At 71.3% G+C, this 18,935-nt stretch carries 16 protein-coding genes; 6 read left to right on the forward strand and 10 right to left on the reverse strand.

Annotation, left to right across the window (positions count from 1 at the left end):
- Positions 1 to 222 precede the first annotated feature (222 nt).
- Both GWK61_RS40395 and GWK61_RS40400 read right to left on the reverse strand, forming a co-directional pair.
- Entirely contained in the window at positions 223 to 1,578 is a 1,356-nt protein-coding gene (locus tag GWK61_RS40395) for an alpha/beta hydrolase (protein WP_194917009.1), read from the reverse strand.
- A 167-nt stretch (positions 1,579 to 1,745) separates the two neighbouring features.
- Positions 1,746 to 2,576: a PaaX family transcriptional regulator gene (locus GWK61_RS40400; RefSeq protein WP_194917010.1), complete on the reverse strand. Its 831-nt coding sequence runs from the start codon at positions 2,574 to 2,576 to the stop codon at positions 1,746 to 1,748.
- Positions 2,577 to 2,632: 56 nt separating this feature from the next.
- On the opposite strand from GWK61_RS40400, the gene GWK61_RS40405 reads away from it, so the two are divergent.
- The 4 genes from GWK61_RS40405 to GWK61_RS40420 are packed head-to-tail and all read left to right on the forward strand — an operon-like array spanning position 2,633 to position 6,510.
- Complete coding sequence (locus GWK61_RS40405; RefSeq protein WP_194917011.1) at positions 2,633 to 3,535, forward strand: SDR family NAD(P)-dependent oxidoreductase; 903 nt, start codon at positions 2,633 to 2,635, stop codon at positions 3,533 to 3,535.
- 38 nt (positions 3,536 to 3,573) lie between these two features.
- Positions 3,574 to 4,443 (forward strand): amidohydrolase family protein, encoded by an 870-nt coding sequence (locus GWK61_RS40410; protein WP_194917012.1) that lies wholly within the window; start codon positions 3,574 to 3,576, stop codon positions 4,441 to 4,443.
- Between the two features lie 40 nt (positions 4,444 to 4,483).
- Positions 4,484 to 5,995: an acyl-CoA synthetase gene (locus GWK61_RS40415; RefSeq protein ID WP_194917013.1), complete on the forward strand. Its 1,512-nt coding sequence runs from the start codon at positions 4,484 to 4,486 to the stop codon at positions 5,993 to 5,995.
- A gap of 59 nt (positions 5,996 to 6,054) precedes the next feature.
- Positions 6,055 to 6,510, forward strand: a complete 456-nt coding sequence (locus GWK61_RS40420) for a MaoC family dehydratase (RefSeq protein WP_194917014.1) — start codon at positions 6,055 to 6,057, stop codon at positions 6,508 to 6,510.
- 36 nt (positions 6,511 to 6,546) lie between these two features.
- Here GWK61_RS40420 and GWK61_RS40425 read toward each other — a convergent pair whose 3' ends face one another.
- Together GWK61_RS40425 and GWK61_RS40430 are read right to left on the reverse strand one after the other, a co-directional pair.
- A complete protein-coding gene (locus GWK61_RS40425; protein ID WP_228563743.1) occupies positions 6,547 to 8,394 on the reverse strand; it encodes an ABC transporter ATP-binding protein in 1,848 nt (615 codons plus the stop codon).
- Entirely contained in the window at positions 8,387 to 10,315 is a 1,929-nt protein-coding gene (locus GWK61_RS40430; RefSeq protein ID WP_194917015.1) for an ABC transporter ATP-binding protein, read from the reverse strand. The genes GWK61_RS40425 and GWK61_RS40430 overlap by 8 nt, the downstream gene beginning before the upstream one ends.
- Before the next feature lie 369 nt (positions 10,316 to 10,684).
- On the opposite strand from GWK61_RS40430, the gene GWK61_RS40435 reads away from it, so the two are divergent.
- Positions 10,685 to 12,664: an Ig-like domain repeat protein gene (locus GWK61_RS40435; RefSeq protein ID WP_194917016.1), complete on the forward strand. Its 1,980-nt coding sequence runs from the start codon at positions 10,685 to 10,687 to the stop codon at positions 12,662 to 12,664.
- Between the two features lie 16 nt (positions 12,665 to 12,680).
- On the opposite strand, the gene GWK61_RS40440 is transcribed toward GWK61_RS40435, so the two are convergent.
- The 6 genes from GWK61_RS40440 to GWK61_RS40465 form a co-directional block, all read right to left on the reverse strand.
- The gene (locus GWK61_RS40440; RefSeq protein WP_194917017.1) at positions 12,681 to 13,055 is read right to left on the reverse strand and encodes a group I truncated hemoglobin; all 375 of its coding nucleotides are present in this window, start codon (positions 13,053 to 13,055) and stop codon (positions 12,681 to 12,683) included.
- A gap of 179 nt (positions 13,056 to 13,234) precedes the next feature.
- On the reverse strand, positions 13,235 to 13,447 hold the full coding sequence (locus GWK61_RS40445) for an MbtH family protein (RefSeq protein ID WP_194917018.1): 213 nt from the start codon (positions 13,445 to 13,447) through the stop codon (positions 13,235 to 13,237).
- Positions 13,444 to 14,805 (reverse strand): aminotransferase-like domain-containing protein, encoded by a 1,362-nt coding sequence (locus GWK61_RS40450; protein ID WP_194917019.1) that lies wholly within the window; start codon positions 14,803 to 14,805, stop codon positions 13,444 to 13,446. The genes GWK61_RS40445 and GWK61_RS40450 overlap by 4 nt, the downstream gene beginning before the upstream one ends.
- 342 nt (positions 14,806 to 15,147) lie before the next feature.
- A complete protein-coding gene (locus GWK61_RS40455; RefSeq protein WP_228563744.1) occupies positions 15,148 to 15,879 on the reverse strand; it encodes an LmbU family transcriptional regulator in 732 nt (243 codons plus the stop codon).
- Between the two features lie 55 nt (positions 15,880 to 15,934).
- On the reverse strand, positions 15,935 to 16,501 hold the full coding sequence (locus tag GWK61_RS40460) for an LmbU family transcriptional regulator (RefSeq protein WP_323747974.1): 567 nt from the start codon (positions 16,499 to 16,501) through the stop codon (positions 15,935 to 15,937).
- Between the two features lie 178 nt (positions 16,502 to 16,679).
- A complete protein-coding gene (locus tag GWK61_RS40465; RefSeq protein ID WP_194917020.1) occupies positions 16,680 to 17,771 on the reverse strand; it encodes a beta-propeller fold lactonase family protein in 1,092 nt (363 codons plus the stop codon).
- Between the two features lie 423 nt (positions 17,772 to 18,194).
- Here GWK61_RS40465 and GWK61_RS40470 point away from each other — a divergent pair, with 423 nt between their 5' ends.
- A complete protein-coding gene (locus tag GWK61_RS40470; RefSeq protein WP_194917021.1) occupies positions 18,195 to 18,896 on the forward strand; it encodes a hypothetical protein in 702 nt (233 codons plus the stop codon).
- Positions 18,897 to 18,935 lie beyond the last annotated feature (39 nt).

Raw genomic sequence — 18,935 nt, forward strand, 5'->3', positions numbered from 1 at the left:
GCATCGGGGCATGGCCGGTACTGCCGGTATCAGGGCATTGTCGATATTCGGCGGGGCAATCATCAGGGCGCTGCCGACGCCGGAATCCGGCCGGGCAACCGCTCGGTCAGGTGCTCGCGCAGTCGGCGACAGCATTGCCTGCGCCGGAGCGCGGTTGGCCGCTCGCTGCTGGCTGGCTGGCTGTTGCTTGCTGGCTGTTGCTTGCTGGCTGCTGGTTGAGCGCTACCGGCCGCCGTCGACGAGCCGTCCGGGCCGGAAGTCCACGAAAGCCGTGGTCCCGGCGGGCTGGTCGGCGCTGAGCGCGGCGGCTGAGGTGTCGCCCCAGCGCCCGGTGTCGATGCGGTGCTCGACCGCGTGCAGGCCGGCGAGGATCTCGTTGGTGGTGAAGGCGCAGTGTCCTTGGCGTGCGACGTAGGCCTGGCGCAGCAGGCGTCCGTCGCCGGCGGCGTGGACGCGCGCGGCGAAGGCGTTCTCCTGCTCGACCGGGACCAGTTGGTCGGCGGTGGTGTGCAGGTCGAGGAGTGGCACCGCGAGCCGCTGCCCTGCGGTCGAGGTTCGCGCCATCCATGCCGTGGCGGCGGGGTCGGCGTGGTAGGCCGGGGCTGTGTGCAGGGCGTCCAGATCGGCGTCCAGGTCCAGGCCGGCCGCGTGATACAGGGCTCGGACCTCGTCCCGGTGCGACGAGGAGGCGAGCAGTGCCCGCCAGTCGAGGCCTGCTGTGGAACCGCTGTCGCCGCCGGCCGCCTGCTCGATCGAGGGCCGCGAGCCGATGATGAACGCCAGTTGCCCGGCGGCGATCCACGCCTCCTGCTGGCTCTCCTGGCCGCCGCTGTCCCCCGGCGCCGGCGGGTTCTGGCCGGGCGCCCAGGTCGGCAGGTTCAGGAACGCCGCCGCCAACGCGATCCGGGCTCGTCCCGCCGGAGTCTGCTGCGCGGCTTCGACGGCGTCGGTCAATGTCGTCGTCACGGCCGCGGCGTCGCCGGGCCCGGAGTAGCCGGTCAGGTGAACGTTGGCGTTCGGCGCCAGCAGGGTCGCCAGGACCACTTCGCCGGCGAGCTGATAGTCGTTCAGGTCCAGCCCGCCGGCGACCAGGCCGCACAGCCCGAGCGAGCCGGCGACCCGGCCGTGCGCGTCCCGGTCGATCTGGGCGTTGACCAGGCCGCCCATCGACTCCCCGATCGAGACGGTGCGGGCCGGCCGGCCGATGACGGCCCGGACCGCGTCCAGGGTCTGGAACTGGTCGCGCTCGGCGCTGCCGAGAGCCCACCACGAACCGTTCGGGTCGTACGAGGAGCCGGCCAGCGCGTACCCGGCGGCCAGCAGGGCGGCTTGAGAGTCCGGGCTCGGCGCGTCCTGCGCCGCGGTGGGACCGTAGCCGTGGCTGAACAGCAGCAGCGTGCCGTTCCAGGCGGCCGGGACGTCGGCGATCCACGTCGCGCCGTCGCCGAGCGTGCCGGTGTGGTGCCCGGCCGACGGCGCCGGGGCGGCGGTCGCGGCCGAGGGCACGACCACGAAGGCTGAGAGGGTTGTCAGGACCGTGAGGCCGACGGCGAGGCGTCGGCGCGGGCGCGTGCTCATGGGCGGTGCTCCTTTTCGGAAAGGTTGCGAAGGGAGCGTGAGAAGCGTGCTTGGAGAACGCGACGAAATGTAGGGCAGTTTTTTGGCGGCAGTCAATGGCGTGCCGAATATTTGGCCGCAGGGGAACCCGCGAGGCAGTCCCAAATGATCAAACCATTGCGGGTCCGCTACCGAAGCCGAAGAGTATCCAGCGTCCGCTCAGCCTCGCCGCGCGCCGCCGCCTCCCGCTCCTCCGCGAGCGCGTGGAACAGCTCCTCGGCCTGGATGGCGGGCCAGTCGGACGGCAAATGCTCGGCCGGCAGGTGCGGGTCGCGCCGCACCAGGTCCAGCCAGTCGGTGTGCAGCAGCAACTGGCTCCCCAGCGGGTCCGACACCCCGGACCCGGGCTGCGACCAGCGCTGGAGGAACGCCTGGTAGTCGGCGGCGATCGCGCCGACGTCGAAGGCCGTCTCCAGCACGGCCGCGACCTCGGTCGGCTTCAGGATGGTGCCGCGGAACACCCGCAGGTGCGCGTCCAGGCCCAAATCGCCGAGCAGCGCGGCGGCGTCCACGTCCGAAGGCGCCACCCACAGCCCGTTCTGCAACGGCCCGAACCCGCCCCAGGTCAGCCGGGAGCGCAGATCGTGCCGCTCCCGGCGCCAGGCCTCGGGCAGCGAGAACCCGACCAGCGTCCACTGGCCGTCCCAGTCGAGGTTGGCCGCGCCGCGCCGCCAGATCCGGTCGTAACCGTCCTGCAGCACCGACACGGCGCGCGGCGTGAGCGCGAAGTACATCTTGCGCCCTTGGCGGTGGCGCTCCAGCAGGCCTCTGCTGACCATGCGCGTCAGCGTCGAGCGCACCGCCTCCTCGGTGACGTCCACCCGGCCCAGGGCGTCGATGACGGAGCCGGAAGAGACCGCGAGCTCGCGCCCCAGGACGTGGATGCCGAAGAACGTCAGCATCAGCGACTGCGGTCGCGGCGAAGGCTCGGCACTGCTCACCAGGTCAGGGTAGGGCATCGCCGATGTTCGGCAAACTATTGACGGCAGTCACGACAGTGCCTAAGTTGTGCCGCATGATCCTCAGCAACAAGGTCGCCGTGGTCACCGGAAGCGGCCGGGGCCTCGGCCTGGCCTACGCCAAGGCGCTGGCCGCCGACGGCGCGGCGGTGGTCGTCAACGACGTCGACGCGGACGCGGCGCGCGCCGCGGTCAAGGAGATCGAGGCGGCCGGCGGCCGGGCCGTCGCCGAGGTCGCCGCGGTCGGCACCACGGACGCCGCCGACGCTCTCGTGCGGCGCGCGGTCGACAGCTTCGGCCGCCTGGACGTGATGGTCACCAACGCCGGCGTGCTGCGTGACAAGGTCCTGTGGAAGATGTCCGACGAGGACTTCGACACCGTGGTGCAGATCCATCTGCGCGGGACGTTCACCTGCGGCCGCGCCGCCGCCGAGCGCATGCGCGAGCAGGGCGAAGGCGGGCGCATCATCGTCGCCGGCTCCCCGGCCGGCCAGCGCGGCAACTTCGGGCAGACCAACTACGCCGCGGCCAAGGCGGGCATCGCGGCGATGGTCCGCACCTGGTCCATGGAGCTCGCGCGAGCGAACATCACGGCCAACGCGATCATCCCGGTCGCGGCCACCGCCATGACCAAGACCATCCCGGCCTTCGCCCCGCACGTCGAAGCCCTCGAACAGAACGGCACGCCGTTACCCGACGCGCTGCGCAAGGGCGAGGGATTCGGCACGCCCGAGGATGTCGCCCCGCTCGTCGTCTTCCTGGCCTCCGACGCCGCGGCCGGCATCACCGGGCAGTGCATCGGCATCGGCGGTGACAAGCTGGCGCTGTGGTCGCATCCGCAGGAGATCTCCGTCGCGTACGCCGACGGTGGATGGAGCGCCGAAGCCATCGCCGCGGCCTGGCCGGTCAGCGTCGGCCGGAGCCCGGAGACCGTCGGCATCCCCGCTCCCGGGATCTGAGGGTGCTGATGAACAGGTCACTGATAAACAGGGCACTGATGAACCTCGACGACCTCACCGCGATCGACGTCCACACCCACGCCGAGGTGTCGGCGAAGGGGCACGGCTCGCTGTCCGAGGAACTGGACGCTGCGGCCGGCGATTACTTCAAGGCCGAGCAGCGCCGCCCGACGTTGCCGGAGATCGCCGCGTACTACCGTGAGCGGAAGATGGCCTGCGTCGTGTTCACCGTGGATGCCGAGAGCACGACCGGGACCCCGGCCGTGCCGAACGAGGAAGTCGCCGAGGCCGCCGCCGCGAACCCGGACGTCATCATCCCGTTCGCGAGTATCGACCCGTACAAGGGGCGGCTCGGCGTCAACCAGGTCAAGCGCCTGGTGCGCGAGTTCGGCGTCCGGGGCTTCAAGTTCCACCCCAACGTCCAGGGGTTCGCGCCGAACGACCGGCTGGCGTACCCGCTGTACGAGGCCATCGAGGCCGAGGGCGCCATCGCCGTCTTCCACACCGGCCAGACCGGCATCGGCGCCGGTGCCCGCGCCGGCGGCGGCATCCGGCTCAAGTACAGCAACCCGATGCTGGTCGACGACGTCGCGGTGGACTTCCCCGACCTGCCGATCATCCTGGCCCACCCCTCGTTCCCCTGGCAGGACGAGGCGCTCGCGGTGGCGACGCACAAGAGGCAGGTCCACATCGACCTGTCCGGCTGGTCGCCGAAGTACTTCCCGCCACAGCTCGTGCAGTACGCCAACACCCTGTTACAGGACAAGGTGCTGTTCGGCTCGGACTACCCGCTGCTGACCCCGGACCGCTGGCTGGCCGACTTCGCGAAGCTGCCGATCAAGGACGAGGTCCGCCCCAAGATCCTCAAGGAGAACGCGGCCCGGCTGCTCGGCCTGGCCGCCGGCTGAATCGCCACTTTCCGTCCGCTGAGACAGGGAGCGCATCGCGATGCACAACCAAGGCATCGGATCCTGGCCCGCGCGCCGGGCGCGCAAGACACCCCATCGCACCGCGCTGGTCCACGAGGACCGCGCCGTCACGTACGCCGAACTCGACGACCGCGTGAACCGGCTGGCGCACGTGCTGCACGAGCGCGGGATCAGTCGCGGCGACCGCGTCGCCTACCTGGGCCCCAACCACCCGGCCTATCTGGAGACGCTGTTCGCCGCCGGGGCGATTGGCGCGGTGTTCGTCCCGCTCAACACCCGCCTCACACCGCCCGAACTGCGGCACCAGATCGACGACTCCGGCAGCACCCTGCTGGTGACGGCCCGCAGCCCGCACGCCGACGGCGGCGCCCTGGGCGAGGGGATCGAAGTCCTTTCCGCCGAGGGCGCGGGCTACGAGGCGGCGCTCGCCGCGGCCGCGCCGGAGCGCCAGGACGAGCCCGTCGGCCTGGACGACCTGTGTCTGATCATGTACACGTCGGGCACCACGGGCCGGCCCAAGGGGGCGATGCTGACCCACGGGAATCTGACCTGGAACTGTCTCAACGTACTGATTGACGGGGACCTCACGGCCGACGAGGTCACCCTGGTCAGCGCCCCGCTGTTCCACATCGCCGCGCTCGGCATGACCTGCCTGCCCACGCTGCTCAAGGGCGGCACGGCGGTCCTGGAGTCGGCCTTCGACCCGGCGCGCACCCTGGAGTTGGTCCGCCGACACCGGGTCACCTGCCTGTTCGGCGTCCCGGCGATGTACGAGATGCTCGCCGCCGAGCCGGGCTGGGAGCAGGCGGACCTGTCCAGCCTGCGGAACCTGATGTGCGGCGGCGCGCCGGTTCCGGGCCGCACGATCCGGCGGTATCTGGACCGGGGACTGGCGTTCGTGCAGGGCTACGGCATGACCGAGGCGGCGCCGGGCGTCCTGCTGCTCCAGGGCCGCGACGCCGCTGAGCACGCCGGATCGGCCGGGGTGCCGCAGTTCTTCACCGATGTGCGCCTGGTCGGCACCGACGGCACGCCGGTCGGCATCGATGAGCCCGGCGAGTTGCTGGTCAACGGTCCGAACGTGACGCCCGGCTACTGGCGGCGGCCGCAGGAGACCGCGGAGGCGTTCCACGAAGGGTCCTGGTTCCGCTCCGGCGACATCGCCGAGGCCGACGCGGACGGGTACGTCCGGCTCGTCGACCGGGTGAAGGACATGATCATCTCCGGCGGGGAGAACGTCTACCCGGCCGAGGTCGAGAACGCCCTGCTGGACCATCCCGACGTCGCCGAGTGCGCGGTGTTCGGCGTGCCCGACGAGAAGTGGGGCGAGGTCGGCCGGGCCGTAGTTGTGCTCAGGGCGGGCCGGGCCCCCGACGCCGCCGCGCTGCTGGCGCACCTCGACGGCCGGCTGGCCCGCTACAAGATCCCCAAGTCGGTGGTCTTCACCGACGTCCTACCGCGCAGCGGCGCCGGGAAGGTGCTCAAGGGCCCGCTGCGCGCGGCCCACGGCACCGATGTCAATCCTCTGTGAATCTTCATCAACCCTCTGCGCACCTCCATCAATCCTTTGCGAAAGGTCTACGACCAACCATGCCCCGCACCGTGACCGGCGTCGCCGGACTCCTCGACCTCGGCGCCGTCGACCTCGGCCACAGCTCCTGGCTCGCCATCGGCCAGGACCGGGTGAACACCTTCGCCGACGCGACCGACGACCACCAGTGGATCCACGTAGACCCCGAGCGCGCCGCCGCCGGGCCGTTCGGAGGCACGGTCGCTCATGGCTATCTCACCCTGTCCCTGCTGATCCCGCTGTGGAGCGAGCTGCTGACCGTCGCCGACGTCGCGATGGCGGTCAACTACGGCCTGAACAAGGTCCGCTTCCCGGCTCCGGTCCACGTCGGCTCCCGCATCCGCGCGCACGGCGCGATCGCCTCGGTCGCCGAGGTCAAGGGCGGCGCCGAGGTGGTGGTGGACCTGAGCGTCGAGATCGAGGGGCAGGAGAAGCCGGCTTGTGCGGCGCAGGCGGTGTACCGGTTCTTCGCCTGATCCCGACCCCGACCGGCTTCCGGGCACGATCCCCGCTCACGCCGTCGCCGCGTAGGCGTCGGCCTGGATCCCGTACAGGTCGGCGTACCGGCCGCCGAGGGCCATGAGCTCGTCGTGCGCCCCCACTTCGACGAGCCTGCCCTTGTCCAGGACGAGGATCAGGTCCGCGCCGGTCACCGTCGAGAAGCGGTGCGAGACGATGACGGTGACCGCGCCGGTCCGCGCGCCGAGCTCGCGGGCGCGGGCCATGTGGCGCTGGAAGATCTGCTGCTCGCTCGGCGCGTCCAGGGAAGCCGTCGGCTCGTCGAGGATGAACAGCAGCGGATCAGGGCGCATCGACGCCCTCGCCAGCGCGGTCTTCTGCCACTGGCCCTCGGACAGCTCCAAGCCGCCGACGTCGCGTCCCAGCAGGGTGTCGTAGCCGTCCGCCAGGCGGCGCAGGACGCGCTCGGCGTCGGCCTGTTCCACCGCGGCCGCCACCCGGCCGCGGTCTTCCAGGTGCGGCAGGTCGCCGAGGCCGACGTTCTCGCCGAAGGTCGTGGCGAACCGGCCGAAGTCCTGGAACGCGGCGCTGATGCGGGCCCGCCAGGCCTTCGTCTCGAAGTCGGCGAGATCGACCCCGTCGACGGCGACGCGGCCCGAATCGGTTCGATAGAACTTGGCCAGCAGCTTCACCAGCGTCGTCTTGCCCGAGCCGTACTCGCCGACGACGGCCACGACCGATCCGGCGGGAAGCCGGACGCTGATGCCGTCCAGGGCCCGGCGATCGGTGCCGGCGTAGGTGTAGCCGACGTCGTGGAACGTGATGCCGTCGCGCAGGACCGGCGGTGCGACGACGGTGCCCGTCCGGCGGGCTCGGTCCTCGGCCAGATGGTCGCGCATCCAGAACAGCGGCTCGACGAAGCGGGACACCTGGGCGACGCCCGCGGTCCTGGTGACGGCGCCGTGCAGGGTGATGCGGAGGTTGGCCGCGACGGTCACCGCCATCACGAGGTCGCCGACGCTGCCGGCGCCGTGCGCGGTCCGGTCCACGACCAGCGCGAGTCCGGCGGCGAAGCCCGCGGTGAAGACCAGCCACCCGGCGAACTTCCAGGCCGCGCCGAGCGCCGCGGCCCGGGCGCGGCCGTCCATCGTCTGCCGCCAGGCCTGTTCCTGCAGGCGGACGATCTCGGCGGCCGATCCGGCCACCCGGATCTCCTTGCCGGCGGCGGGTTTGGTCGCCAGCTCGAACAGGTGCTGCTGGAGGCGGAAGGCCTCGGCCGTGGCGAGGTCCGCTTCGGCCACGGCCCGGCTGCCGCGCCGGTCGCACCACAGGGGCACCGCCGCGAAGGCGAGCAGGAGCAGCAGCCAGGGACTGACCGTGCCCAGCAGCACAAGGGTCACCCCGAGCTGCGCCAAGGCGAAGACCGCGCCGATCGAGGACCAGAATCCGGCCATGATCGTCCAGGAGGAGCGGCGGACGATGGCGACGCGGTCCAGGACGTCGCCGCGTTCCAGGTGGTCAAGGGTCTCGAGCGCGGCGAGGTCGCCGAGGACGCGCGGCAGCAGGTCGCAGATCGCGGGCTGTTCGATGAGCGGGATCGGCGTCGCGACCAGGTCGATCAGGACCACGTCGAGGGTGTAGGCGAGCGCCGCCGAGACGGCGGCCAGGGCGGCTGAACCGGCGTCGCCGCGGATCGTCGCGTCGATGGTCCAGCGCAGGGCGAGGGCGGATCCGGCGACACTCGCCAGGACGACGGCGTTGGCTGCGAAGTAGAAGACGACGGTGCCGGGCATACGGTGCCAGGCCAGGCCGAACAGCTCCTTCCAGAGCGCGGCCCAGCGCCGCACCGGGTAGTGCGTCGCGGCCGTGATCGGGGACGGGGCACCTGTGCCGTCAGCCATGCGCGGTCTCCTGCTCGGTGAGGTCGTTGGTCGCGTCGCCGGTCGTGTCGTCGATCGTGTCGGCGGTCGTGTCGCCGGTCGCATCGTCGGTCACGTCGTCGTAGCCGCGCTGGAAGCGCTCGGCCTGGATGGCGAACATCTCGGCGTAGGTCCCCTCGGCCGCGACGAGCTCGTCGTGGGTGCCGGACTCGGTGATGCGTCCGTGCTCCAGCAGGACGATGCGGTCCGCCTGGCGCACCGTGGACAGGCGGTGCGAGATGAGTACGACGCCGGCCTGTTCGCGGCGCGCCGAGAGCCGGTCGAAGACCTCGAACTCGGTACGGACGTCCAGGTGCGCGGTCGGCTCGTCGAGGACCAGCAGCCCCGCGCCGGTGCGCACCGCGTACAGCGCCCGGGCCAGGACCACCTGCTGCCACTGGCCGCCGGACAGGTCGACGCCGCCGGTCCGGGCCCGGGACAGCGGCGTGTCCCAGCCGTCCGGGAGCCGGTCCAGGACCTCGGCGAGCCCGGCGTCCCGCGCGGCGGCCTCCAGCGCGCCGCGGTCGAAGGGCACGTCGCCGCGGCCGAGCGCGACGTTCTGGGCGACGCTGAGGTGGTAGCGGACGAAGTCCTGGAAGACCACCGAGATGTGCCGCCGCCACCGCCGCGCGCCGAGCCGCCGGAGGTCGACTCCGTCGGCGGTGACGCGGCCGGAGTCCGGTTCGTAGAGGCCGGACAGCAGCTTGATGAGCGTCGACTTCCCGGCACCGTTGAGGCCGACGATCGCGAGCAGTTCGTTCGGACGGATCTCCAGGTCGAGATGGTCGATGACCCGCCGGGTGGTGCCGGGGTAGGTGAAGCAGACGTCTTCGAAGCGGACCAGGGGCGCGCGGGCCGCAGGCTCCGGTTCGGCCGCTGTGTCAGCCTCCTGCGATGGCGCGGGCCTGTCCGGCCGCAGCTCCGCCGCGACCTCGTCGAACGCGTTCAGGCCCTCCAGCGCGGCGGCCATGTTGCGGGCGTCCTCGCTGAGCCCGAACGCTTGGAACAGCGACCAGCCGGAGGCCAGCACCGCGGTCTCGACGGCGACCGTGGCGTGTCCGTGGGCCGTGCCGTCGGCGACCGCCGCGTACACCGCCGCCAGCGGGACGACGATGAGCAGGAACCGCCGCAGGTCCGCGGGCCAGATCCTGGAAGCGAGCTCCCAGGCCGGCCCCAACAGGCCTCGCAGGTGGCGACCGATCTTCGCCACGGACCACTCTTCGAGGCCGAACAGCCGGATGTCCTTGCCCTCGCCGGTCGAGACCAGGGCATCCGCCCAGGCGGCGCTGTGCATGCCTTCCGGGATCCCCGCGCGCCAGGCCACGACGAAGCGTTCGTGCACCCTGTTGCCGAGGAAACGGTTCAAGGCGGCGGGCACGAGCAGCGCGGGCACGAGCCACCACGCGTAGCGCGCCAGCACCGCACACGAGGCGACCGCGCCGATGAGCCCGGCGAACCAGCGGACCTGCCCCAGCGCCCCGTCCCCGGGCGTCCGCTCGGTCCAGTTCTGCGGATCGGCGCGCGCGATCCGGACGAGCTGCTGAACCCGCGGCCGCTCCAACCGGTCGACGGTCGGCCCGAACGACGCCAACCGCGCCAGCGCGGCCCGATGCGCACCGTCGATCCTGGCCTTGGCCAGGAACTCGAGCGGGACGGTCCCGGCCTCGGCGGCGTGCCCGGCGACCATCACGGCGGCGAGCAGCAGCAGCGGCCCCACGGTCGCCGCGAGCAGCCCGGAGGGCGCATGCCCGCTGATCCGGGAGACGAGGACCGCCGTCGCGACGGCGGTCGCCGCCGGAATCAGGGCATTGAGGACGTTGACGACGCAGAGCGCCGCGACCAGGGGCGGGCGGGCCGCACGCAGGGCGCGGAGCAGGCGGATGCGGCGGGCGAGTACAGGCAACGGAGGATTCCCATCGAAGCGCTTCGATCGCGAAGACGGAACGAGGCTTGCATCGAAGGAAATCGATGGGCAACGGCTTTTCTGCTCGCGTCCAGCATGATCAGGACGCTGGAACGCGTCGCGGGGCGCCGGAGGAGATCGACATCGACTTCACCTTTCGATGGCTCCTGCACACGCTGATGGGGGTCCGTACCCTCGGCCAGAGCGCGAAGGCCGGCGAATCAGGAGTCTGTTTCCTTGCGATGGCGTCCGGGCAGACGAGGACGGCAGTCCGTCTCAACCTGGACGGAAGGCGTTCCAAACGATCAGCCGGGCAAATTAGAGTTCTGCGATAGTCGTCACATCACCGGCGGAAGGAATGCTGACGCCATGTCCCGTACTCCCCGAGCAAGCCGTCTGCGCTGGTTCGTGCCGCGCCGTAGGCAGACCGCACTGGCAGCGGCGGCGGTGCTGTGTGTCGCCGGCATCGCCGCGGCACCTGCCTCCGCGACAGCCTCCCCCGCCACCGACCCGGTGCGCGGACAACTCGCCTACATCGCCGTGGCCGGTGCCTACGGTCTGCCGAGCGCCCTGGCGGTGATGGACACCCGGACCGACTCGCTCGTCGACTTCCACACCATGGCCCAGTCCCTGAACGGCATCGCCGTGAACCCGGCTGGTACCCGGGTCTACGGGACCGCGCAGGGCACTGTCGTGGTCATGGATCCGGTCACCGACGCGACGCTGAGCACGTTCCCGGTCGGCGCGAGCGACGGTGACATCGTGATCGCCCCCTCCGGCGGCACAGCGTACGTCGCCGACTCCAGCGGCACCGGATCGGTCCACGTCGTCGACACCGCCGCGCAGACCGTGACCGCCACCGTCGCGGCCGGCGGCTACGGCCTGGCCCTGAGCCCGGATGGGTCCCGGCTCTACGCCACCGGGCCCGGAGGAGTCCTGTCGGTGATCGACACCGCCACCGACACGGTGGTGGCGACCGTCGCCTGCGGCACCTCCACCGGATACGTGGCCGTCGACGGGACCGGAGCCCACGCCTACGTGACCGACTGGGCCACGCGCTCCCTGTACGTCGTGGACACCGCGACGGACTCCGTGACCTCCACCATCTCGCTGAGCTCCTTCGTCAGCAATCCGACCCGCGTGGCCGTCAACCCGGCGGGCACGACGGCGTACGTCGGCCAGGGCCCGGGCGGCGAGGTCCTGGACATCGATCTGGCGACTCACAACGTCCTGCACATCCTGCAGGCGGGCACGGCCATCTCGGCGGAGGCCATCGACAGTACCGGGAGCAAGCTCTACGCGGGCGGCTACAACTCCGTCATGATTCCGGCGGGCTCGGTCGCGGTGTTCGACACCGCCTCCGAGACCAAGAGCGGCGGACTCGGCGTCACCGGCTATGTCACCGGTATCGCCCTGGGCCCGACCTCGGCTGGCACAGCCGTGTCCTTGACGACCAACACGACCGGGACCGCCACGCAGGGAAACCCGGTGACGCTGACGGCGACGGTGTCGGGAGCGGACTCCGGTACGGTGCAGTTCTACGACCGTACGTCGTCGGCCTACGGCTCCGTCCCCCTGGGCGCACCAGTGCCGGTCACCAACGGCACCGCGACCCTCAGCACCACCTCGCTGACGCTCGACATCCACAGCCTCAGCGCCGCCTTCACTCCGGCCGCGCCCGGACTGCTGCGCTCGGCCTCAAGCGCGGTGAGCGTGCAGGTGATCCCCGCCGGCGTGAACGTCGAGCAGGCCTACACCGCGACCGGAACGGGCATCGTGATCACCACGCTGTACACCACCGGTCCCCGGCTGCTGCTCGCCTTCGTCAGCTCTGACGGCCCCGGGGAGAAGCAGAGCGCCAGCGTCACGAGCTCGGGTCTCGACTGGACGCTGGTGAAGCGCGCCAACAATCAGGGCGGTACCGCGGAGATCTGGTCCGCCTACGCCTCCGGCCCGCTGTCCGATTTCGCCGTCGCCTCCTCACCGCAGTTCAACGGGTTCGACCAACAGCTGACCGTCCTGGTGATCACCGGCGCGACGAAGGTCGGTGCGAGCGCCGCCGCCGGCAGTTCCACGGGCCTCGGACACGTATCGGTGACCACGACCGCGGCCGGCTCGCAGGTCTACGGCGCGGGAGAGGACTACACCAACGCGCAGAGTCGAACTGTCGCCTCGGGGCAGCGGTTGTTCAGTCAGTGGGTTGATACCGCGGTCGGCGACACCTTCTGGACCCAGGGCACCACCGGGACGACCATCCCCTCGGGCACCAAAGTCACCCTCTCCGACACCGCACCGACCGGCGACACCTGGAACATGGCAGCCGTCGAAGTGCTCGGCTCCGGTTCATAGACAGGTCATAGACGGGTCATAGACGAACTCGTTCCGCTGCGGGGACGACGATGACTTCCTGCAGCGGAATCAGCTTGCTGCCGATGTCGCCGATGATGTCGGCCGGGACGGACAGCTCGGTGAGCGTGTCGACCAGGTGGCCCACCACCCGGTCGAAGTGCTTCTGCGTGACCGCCAGCCGCGCGTGCGCCTCCTTCATCGCGCGGCCGGCGTAGATCTCGGAGCCACCGACCGCCGCGGCCAGGAACGAGCGCTGATGTGCCTTCAGCCGCTCAAGGTCCACGCCCTCGAAGTAGCCCACGAGTTCCGTGTCCGCCAGGACCCTCGCGTAGAAATCCTCGACGGCCGCCGCAAGTGCGGGTGCGCCGCCGATCGCCTCGTAGATGCTCATGGCATCGATTTCAGGCCTGCTCCATACGGTCGGGATTGCCGACTGGTGACAGTTCGGTGAGAGCTTCCGCACGGTGCGTATTCGCGACGAGTGGTGCGTACAACGCCGCGCCGGGTGGAGGTCGCGACTGCGAAGTGCGCGACCTCCACCCGGCGTGGTCATGCCAGGCAGGCAGCCCGTTACGCTCCCATGGCCTCGACCAAACTCAACGGCCGCATGTCCGTCCAGTTCGTCTCGACGTGGTCGAGGCAGTCCTGGCGGCCGGCCGCGCCGAAGACGACCGCCCAGCCCTCGGGGACGGCGATGGGTTGCGGCCACAGGGAGTACTGGCCCTCGGCGTTGGTCAGGACGAGGAATGAGCCCTCTGCGTCGTCGAACGGGTTGCCGCTCATGTCGTTCTTCCCTTCGGTGGTGACGGGTTGTGGGCCGCCTCGGCCCGCAGGAACGCGGCGAGGCGGGTGGTGCCTTCCCGGAGCTGGTCCGGGGTCAGGTAGCTGGAGGACAGGCGGAGGCGGTCGTGGCCGGCGCCCGGGGGGAGGAAGGCCGCCATGGGGGTCCACAGGACGCCGAACTCCTGCGCCGAGCGTTCCAGGGCGGCTTCGTCGGCGGTGAACGGCACGGTGAGGACGGTGAAGAACCCGCCGTCCGGTCGGTTCCAGCTCAGGCCCAGTTCGGCGCGGGCCGCGGGTGGGAAGTGCCGTTCGAGGTCGCGTTGCACGGCTGCCAGGTTGGCCCGGTAGAAGGCCGCCGTCTCGGTGTTGGCGGCGCGCAGCCGGCAGCCGCAGCGCAATAGTGCGCCGCCGATCACGGCTTGGCTCAGCGAGGGGGTGTTGACCGTGATCATGCTCTTGATCTTGGCCAGTTCGTCGGCGAGGAGCCCGTGCGAGCCGTCGCGCCGCCGGACCCGCTGGTCGGCGACGACGTAGCCGAGGCGGGCTCCGGGGAAGCAGGTCTTGCAGAACGAGCCGAGGTAGACCACCGAGCCGTCCGGGTCCAGGGCCTTGAGGGTCGGGCGCGGCTCCAGATCGCCGCCGAAGAACCCGTAGGGGTTGTCCTCCAGGATCAGGAAGTCCTCGGCCGCCGCCACGTCGAGCAGCCTTCGGCGGGCGTCCGTCGGCATGCTCGCGCCGGACGGGTTGGCGAAGTCGGGCACCACGTAGCAGGCACGCACCCGCCGGCCGGAGGCCGCCACGCGGCGGGCGGCGGCGCGCACCGCCTCCGGGTCCGGGCCGTGCTCGCCCTCCGGCACCGGGACCACCGGGATGTCGAGGAGCCGGGCCGCGCCGGACAGGCCGATGTAGCACGGCGAACTGGCCAGCAGGACGTCGTCCGGCCCGGCGGACAGGGCGCGCAGCGCGAGGAACATGCCCTCCTGCGCGCCGACCGTGACCACGATGGCCTCCGGGTCGACCCGGATCCCCTCGTCGTGCGCCAGCGTCTCGGCGATCAGGCCGTGGATCTGCCCCTTGGTCCGGCCGTACTGGAACATCAGGGTACGTACTTCGTCCTCGGTCCGGCCGTCGGCGCGCAGGTGCGCGAGATAGGCGTCGAGGTACTCGGTGATGCTCGCGACGTCGAACAGGCCCTCGTACGGCCGGCCGGGCGCGAACGAGATCGCGTCCGGATACCGGGTGGTGACCTCGTTCAGGAAGTTCATCGACTCCAGCAGCGGATCGGCGACGGACCCGTGCAGGTCGTCCACGGCGATGGTGCGGATCGTGGCGGAGCTGTTCGTCGCAAGGTCATGCATCAGATCGCCTCCCCGACCGGGATTCACGGTAGGTGCCCCCTTCCGAAGCAGTCAACGAGAACCGGACCGGCGGGGCCGAAACCGGCAGGTCAGCGGCCTGCCGCAGGACCGTCGCGCGCCGTCCGCGGCACCGGATCCGCCCGGCATCCAGGGTTGGTCCACCGGTATATCAGCAGCATGTCGCCCGCCTGTCTCGCCGGCGGGACAAACTGATGCGAAGGCACCGGACCCGGGCGAGCGGCCTGCGGCCCGCAGACCTGGGCATATCAGAATTCTGCGATAAGACGGCCGCCGGCGGGCCGGGTCGGATCGGGACTGACTCGACCCGCCCCGACCAAACCGCTACATCGCCGCCCCCGACCCGATCGCCACCTCCTGCGCGGCCTGAGCCGGCGGCAATGCCGGACCCAACACCGGGCCCAACGCCGAACCCGACGCCGAACCCGGACCCGGCGCCAGACCGGGGGCCGGGTCGGCCAGTCCGGCCGCCTCGTCCAGCCCCTGCGTCATCCAGCTGAGCAGGTCCCGGCCCTCGCGCTCGGCCGCCTGCCGCCAGCGGCTCAGCTGTTCGCCCTCCAGCCGCAGCTGCACCATCTTGGGCTCGGACTCCGGGTCCGCGGCTGCGGCCTTGAGTTCCGCACGCAACCGGTTGCGCGACCAGCCGTGGCGCTCGGCCTTCTCCAGCCAGGCGTCCTGGGCCGGTTCCGGGAGCGGCGCGACCTGGGCGTGGTGCTGGAAGCTCAGGGCGCTGCGTCTGCGGCCGACGCCGATCTTGCCCGCGACCCAGGCGTAGTTGCGCAGGGTCTGGTAGTCGAGGCTGGTGCTCTCCACGGCCTGCCGGTAGCGGTCCGGGTAGCGCTGGCGGCCGTATACGAGCCAGTCACCCAACCACCACGTGGACGATTCGGAGACCTTGCTGATCTGGAGCCCCACCCGGAGCCACTCGTCCACCGTCAGTCCGGCCCGCAGCGTCAGTGAGGTTCGTCTGGTCACCGTGGACGGATCCAGCGCCAGCCGTTCGGGATTCGTCGAACGTGCCCCGGCGGCCACGCTCCTGACGGCGTTGTCCATCATGGAACAGAACCCTCCCCTTGTGATACGTAGCAGACTCAGCTGACATATAGCGGATTCAGCCTGCCTCGGCCCTGCTGTTCGCCTCGGCTATCCCGTCCAGCGTCCGGACGATCCACTCCAGCAACTCCAACTGTGCGGAGTCGGCCGCCGCCTGCCACCGGCCCTGACGCTCGGGGGCGACATAGATCTGCACGACGGCGCTCTCCGCCGCACTCGCGTCCTTGCGCTGCGCGGCCCGGATCTGTCGCCGCAACTCGTTGCGCGTCCAGCCCTGCTCCTCGGCCCGCGAAAGCCACTCGTCCTGATCCCCGGCCGCCAGGCCGGCCACCTCCGCGTGGTGCTGGAAGCCGAGCCCCTCCCTGCGCCGCTCCACCGGGACCTTCCGGGCGACCCACGCGTAGTTGCGCAGCGTCTGGTAGTCGAGCGAGGTCTCCGCGACCGCGCGTTTGTATCGGTTCGGATAGCAGTTCTGCCCGTAGATCAGCCAGTCACCCAGCCACCAGGCCGAGGAATCGGCGATGACGAAGATCTGCCGGCCCAGCCGCCGCCACTCCGACCACGCCAGCCCCGGCGGCAGATGCAGACTCGTCCGCCGAGTCATCGCCACACCCTGGGAAGCCACCACACGTCTCCCGCCCCTGGGCGAACTCCCGGCCCGAGGCGGAGGTTCGCGTTTGCGCTGTATCGCTGTATGAGTGAAGCCATCGATGGGGCACGCTTCGCACCGAGCACTCGGCCCGCGGCGGAGCGTGCCCCACGACCGGCCGGCCATCCGGACGGGACGGCCGGCCGGACCCGCGTTACGGTGCGACCGCGACGCCGGTGGGGCCGGCGAACCCGTGGACCGTGGCGGTCACGGTGTTCGTGCTGGTGTCGATCACCGAGACGGTGTTGCTGTGGCTGCCCGCGACATACGCCGCCGAGCCGTCCGCGCTGACGGCGACACCCTCAGGACTCGAACCGACCCGCACGGTCGCGGTGACCGCGTCGTGGTCGGTGTCGATCACCGACACGCTGCCGCTGCCGAAGTTCGTGACGTAGGCCGTCTCGCCGTCCGGGGTCAGGGCCACGGCGCCGGGATGGGAGCCGACCCCGATGGTGTCGACGACCGTGTCGCTCCCGGTGTCGATCACCGAGACCGAGCTGGAGGAGAATCCGGTGGCGTAGACGGTGCCGCCGTCCGGCGAGACCGCGACGCCGTTGGGGCTGCCGCCCACGGCGATGGTCGCGGTGACGGTGTCGCTGCCGGTGCTGATCACCGAGACCGTGCCGACGGCGGCCCCGATGCCGGATCCGGTACCGCCACCGGTACCGCTGACGTAGACGCTGCCGCCGTCCGGCGAGACGGCCAGACCGGCGAGGCTCCCGCCGACCGGAATGGTGGCGACGACCGAGTCGGTGGCGGCCGCGATCACCGAGACGGTACCGCCGATGCCGTTGGCGACGTACACGGTGCTGCCGTCCGGCGAGACGGCCAGGGCGGCGGGGTCCGTGCCGACGGACACGGTGGCCCGGACCCTGGCGCCGCCGGTGTCGATCACGGAGACGGCCGCGCCGTTGAAGTCGGCCACATAGGCGGCGGAGCCATCGGGGGAGACCGCCACCGCGCCGGGGCCGGAGCCGACCGGGATGGTGGCGACGACGGCGCCGGACCTCAGCACCGAGACGGAATCAGCGTTGATGTTGCTGACGTAGACCGGTTGACCAATCGTCGAACCAGTCGAACCAGTCGAACCACTGGTCGAACCGGCGGTCGGCACGGCCAGTGCGGCCGGACTGGCCGCAGCCAGAGTCCCAGCCGCGACCAGGGCCGCGGCAGCGCCCTTGGCCAGGGCGCGAGGGCGGCGGTGTACTGCGCCGCGCGCAGTGGGTGTGGGGCGGGTCGAGGACATGCGATCGGATTCCTCTCCATCGCCGCGCCCGACGCGGCGGGCCCACCGGGCCCGCTCCTACACGTCGGAGCGCGCTGTGTCAGACGTGCGCAAGCCCGTCGGCGTCTCGGGGTGGGGCGCCGTGGGTCGTGACGAATCGGGTGGTCGGGGCCAGTGGGGTTGTCCAGGACCGAGCGACCCGCCGGCGAACGACCGCCCCGCAGAGCGCTGATCCCGCTCTGCGGGGTTTATTCGAACCCTGCGACGTCCGGAACCAACTATGGCATCGCCCGGGTCGGTCACCAAGGACGGACACGCCAGAAGCGTCACTCCCTGTCCGACGAGCGGTTACAGCGAGATAACAACCGGCGTTCCCGTGTGGTAACCACCGAAGTGCTTGAGTCGGACCGTAACCGGACAACCATGGAACAGCGAAGGAGCACCATGCCCAAGTCGCCGACGCCACCGGCACCGCCCGCCCGGGCCACCGGGAACCGGCTGCTGCGGGCCGGATGGGGCTTAGGCCTGGCCGGACTCGCTGTGGCCGTGACCACGGCGTGCCAGCCCGGCCAGAGCACCGACGGCGCCGGGGCGAACCGGCCCGGCGCGCGGGACACGACGAGCGCCGCCGCCCACGACGAGGCGGCCGCCGGCCCCACGACCGATGCCAGGCCCGTGGGCCAGGACGCGGCTGCGGCCGCGGGCGCGCAAGCCGCTGCGAGCACCGGCTCCGGCACCACGACGTCCCAGGCCGCGGAACTGTTCACCGCCTGTATGCGCACGCACGGGCAGCCGAACTTCCCCGGCATCACCATCACGGCGAACGGCTCGGTCCAGCTCAACGCGGGTGTCGGTGTCGTGGACCTGCGCTCGGCGGCATACCGGGCGGCGCTCGACGCCTGCCGGCATCTGCTGCCGAAGGACACCAACCCGCCGCCCACCCCGGACCCGCCGCCGCGTCCGGTGCCGGCACCGCCTGCCACCCCGTCGCCGACTCCGCCGCCGGGTCCACCGGTGCCTTCGACGCGGCCGTCCCCACCGGCCCCGTGGTCGTCGCCGTCACCGCCGAGCGTCCCGACGTCTCGGCCGGCCCCGCCGAAACCCACGCCGCCGACACCGCCGACGCCGTCGTTCACACCGCTCTAGGCGCGCCGAGCAGGCGGCACCAACCATCCTCCCCATACC

The sequence above is a fragment of the Catenulispora rubra genome, assembly GCF_015356825.1.
Classification (GTDB): Bacteria; Actinomycetota; Actinomycetes; order Streptomycetales; family Catenulisporaceae; genus Catenulispora; species Catenulispora rubra.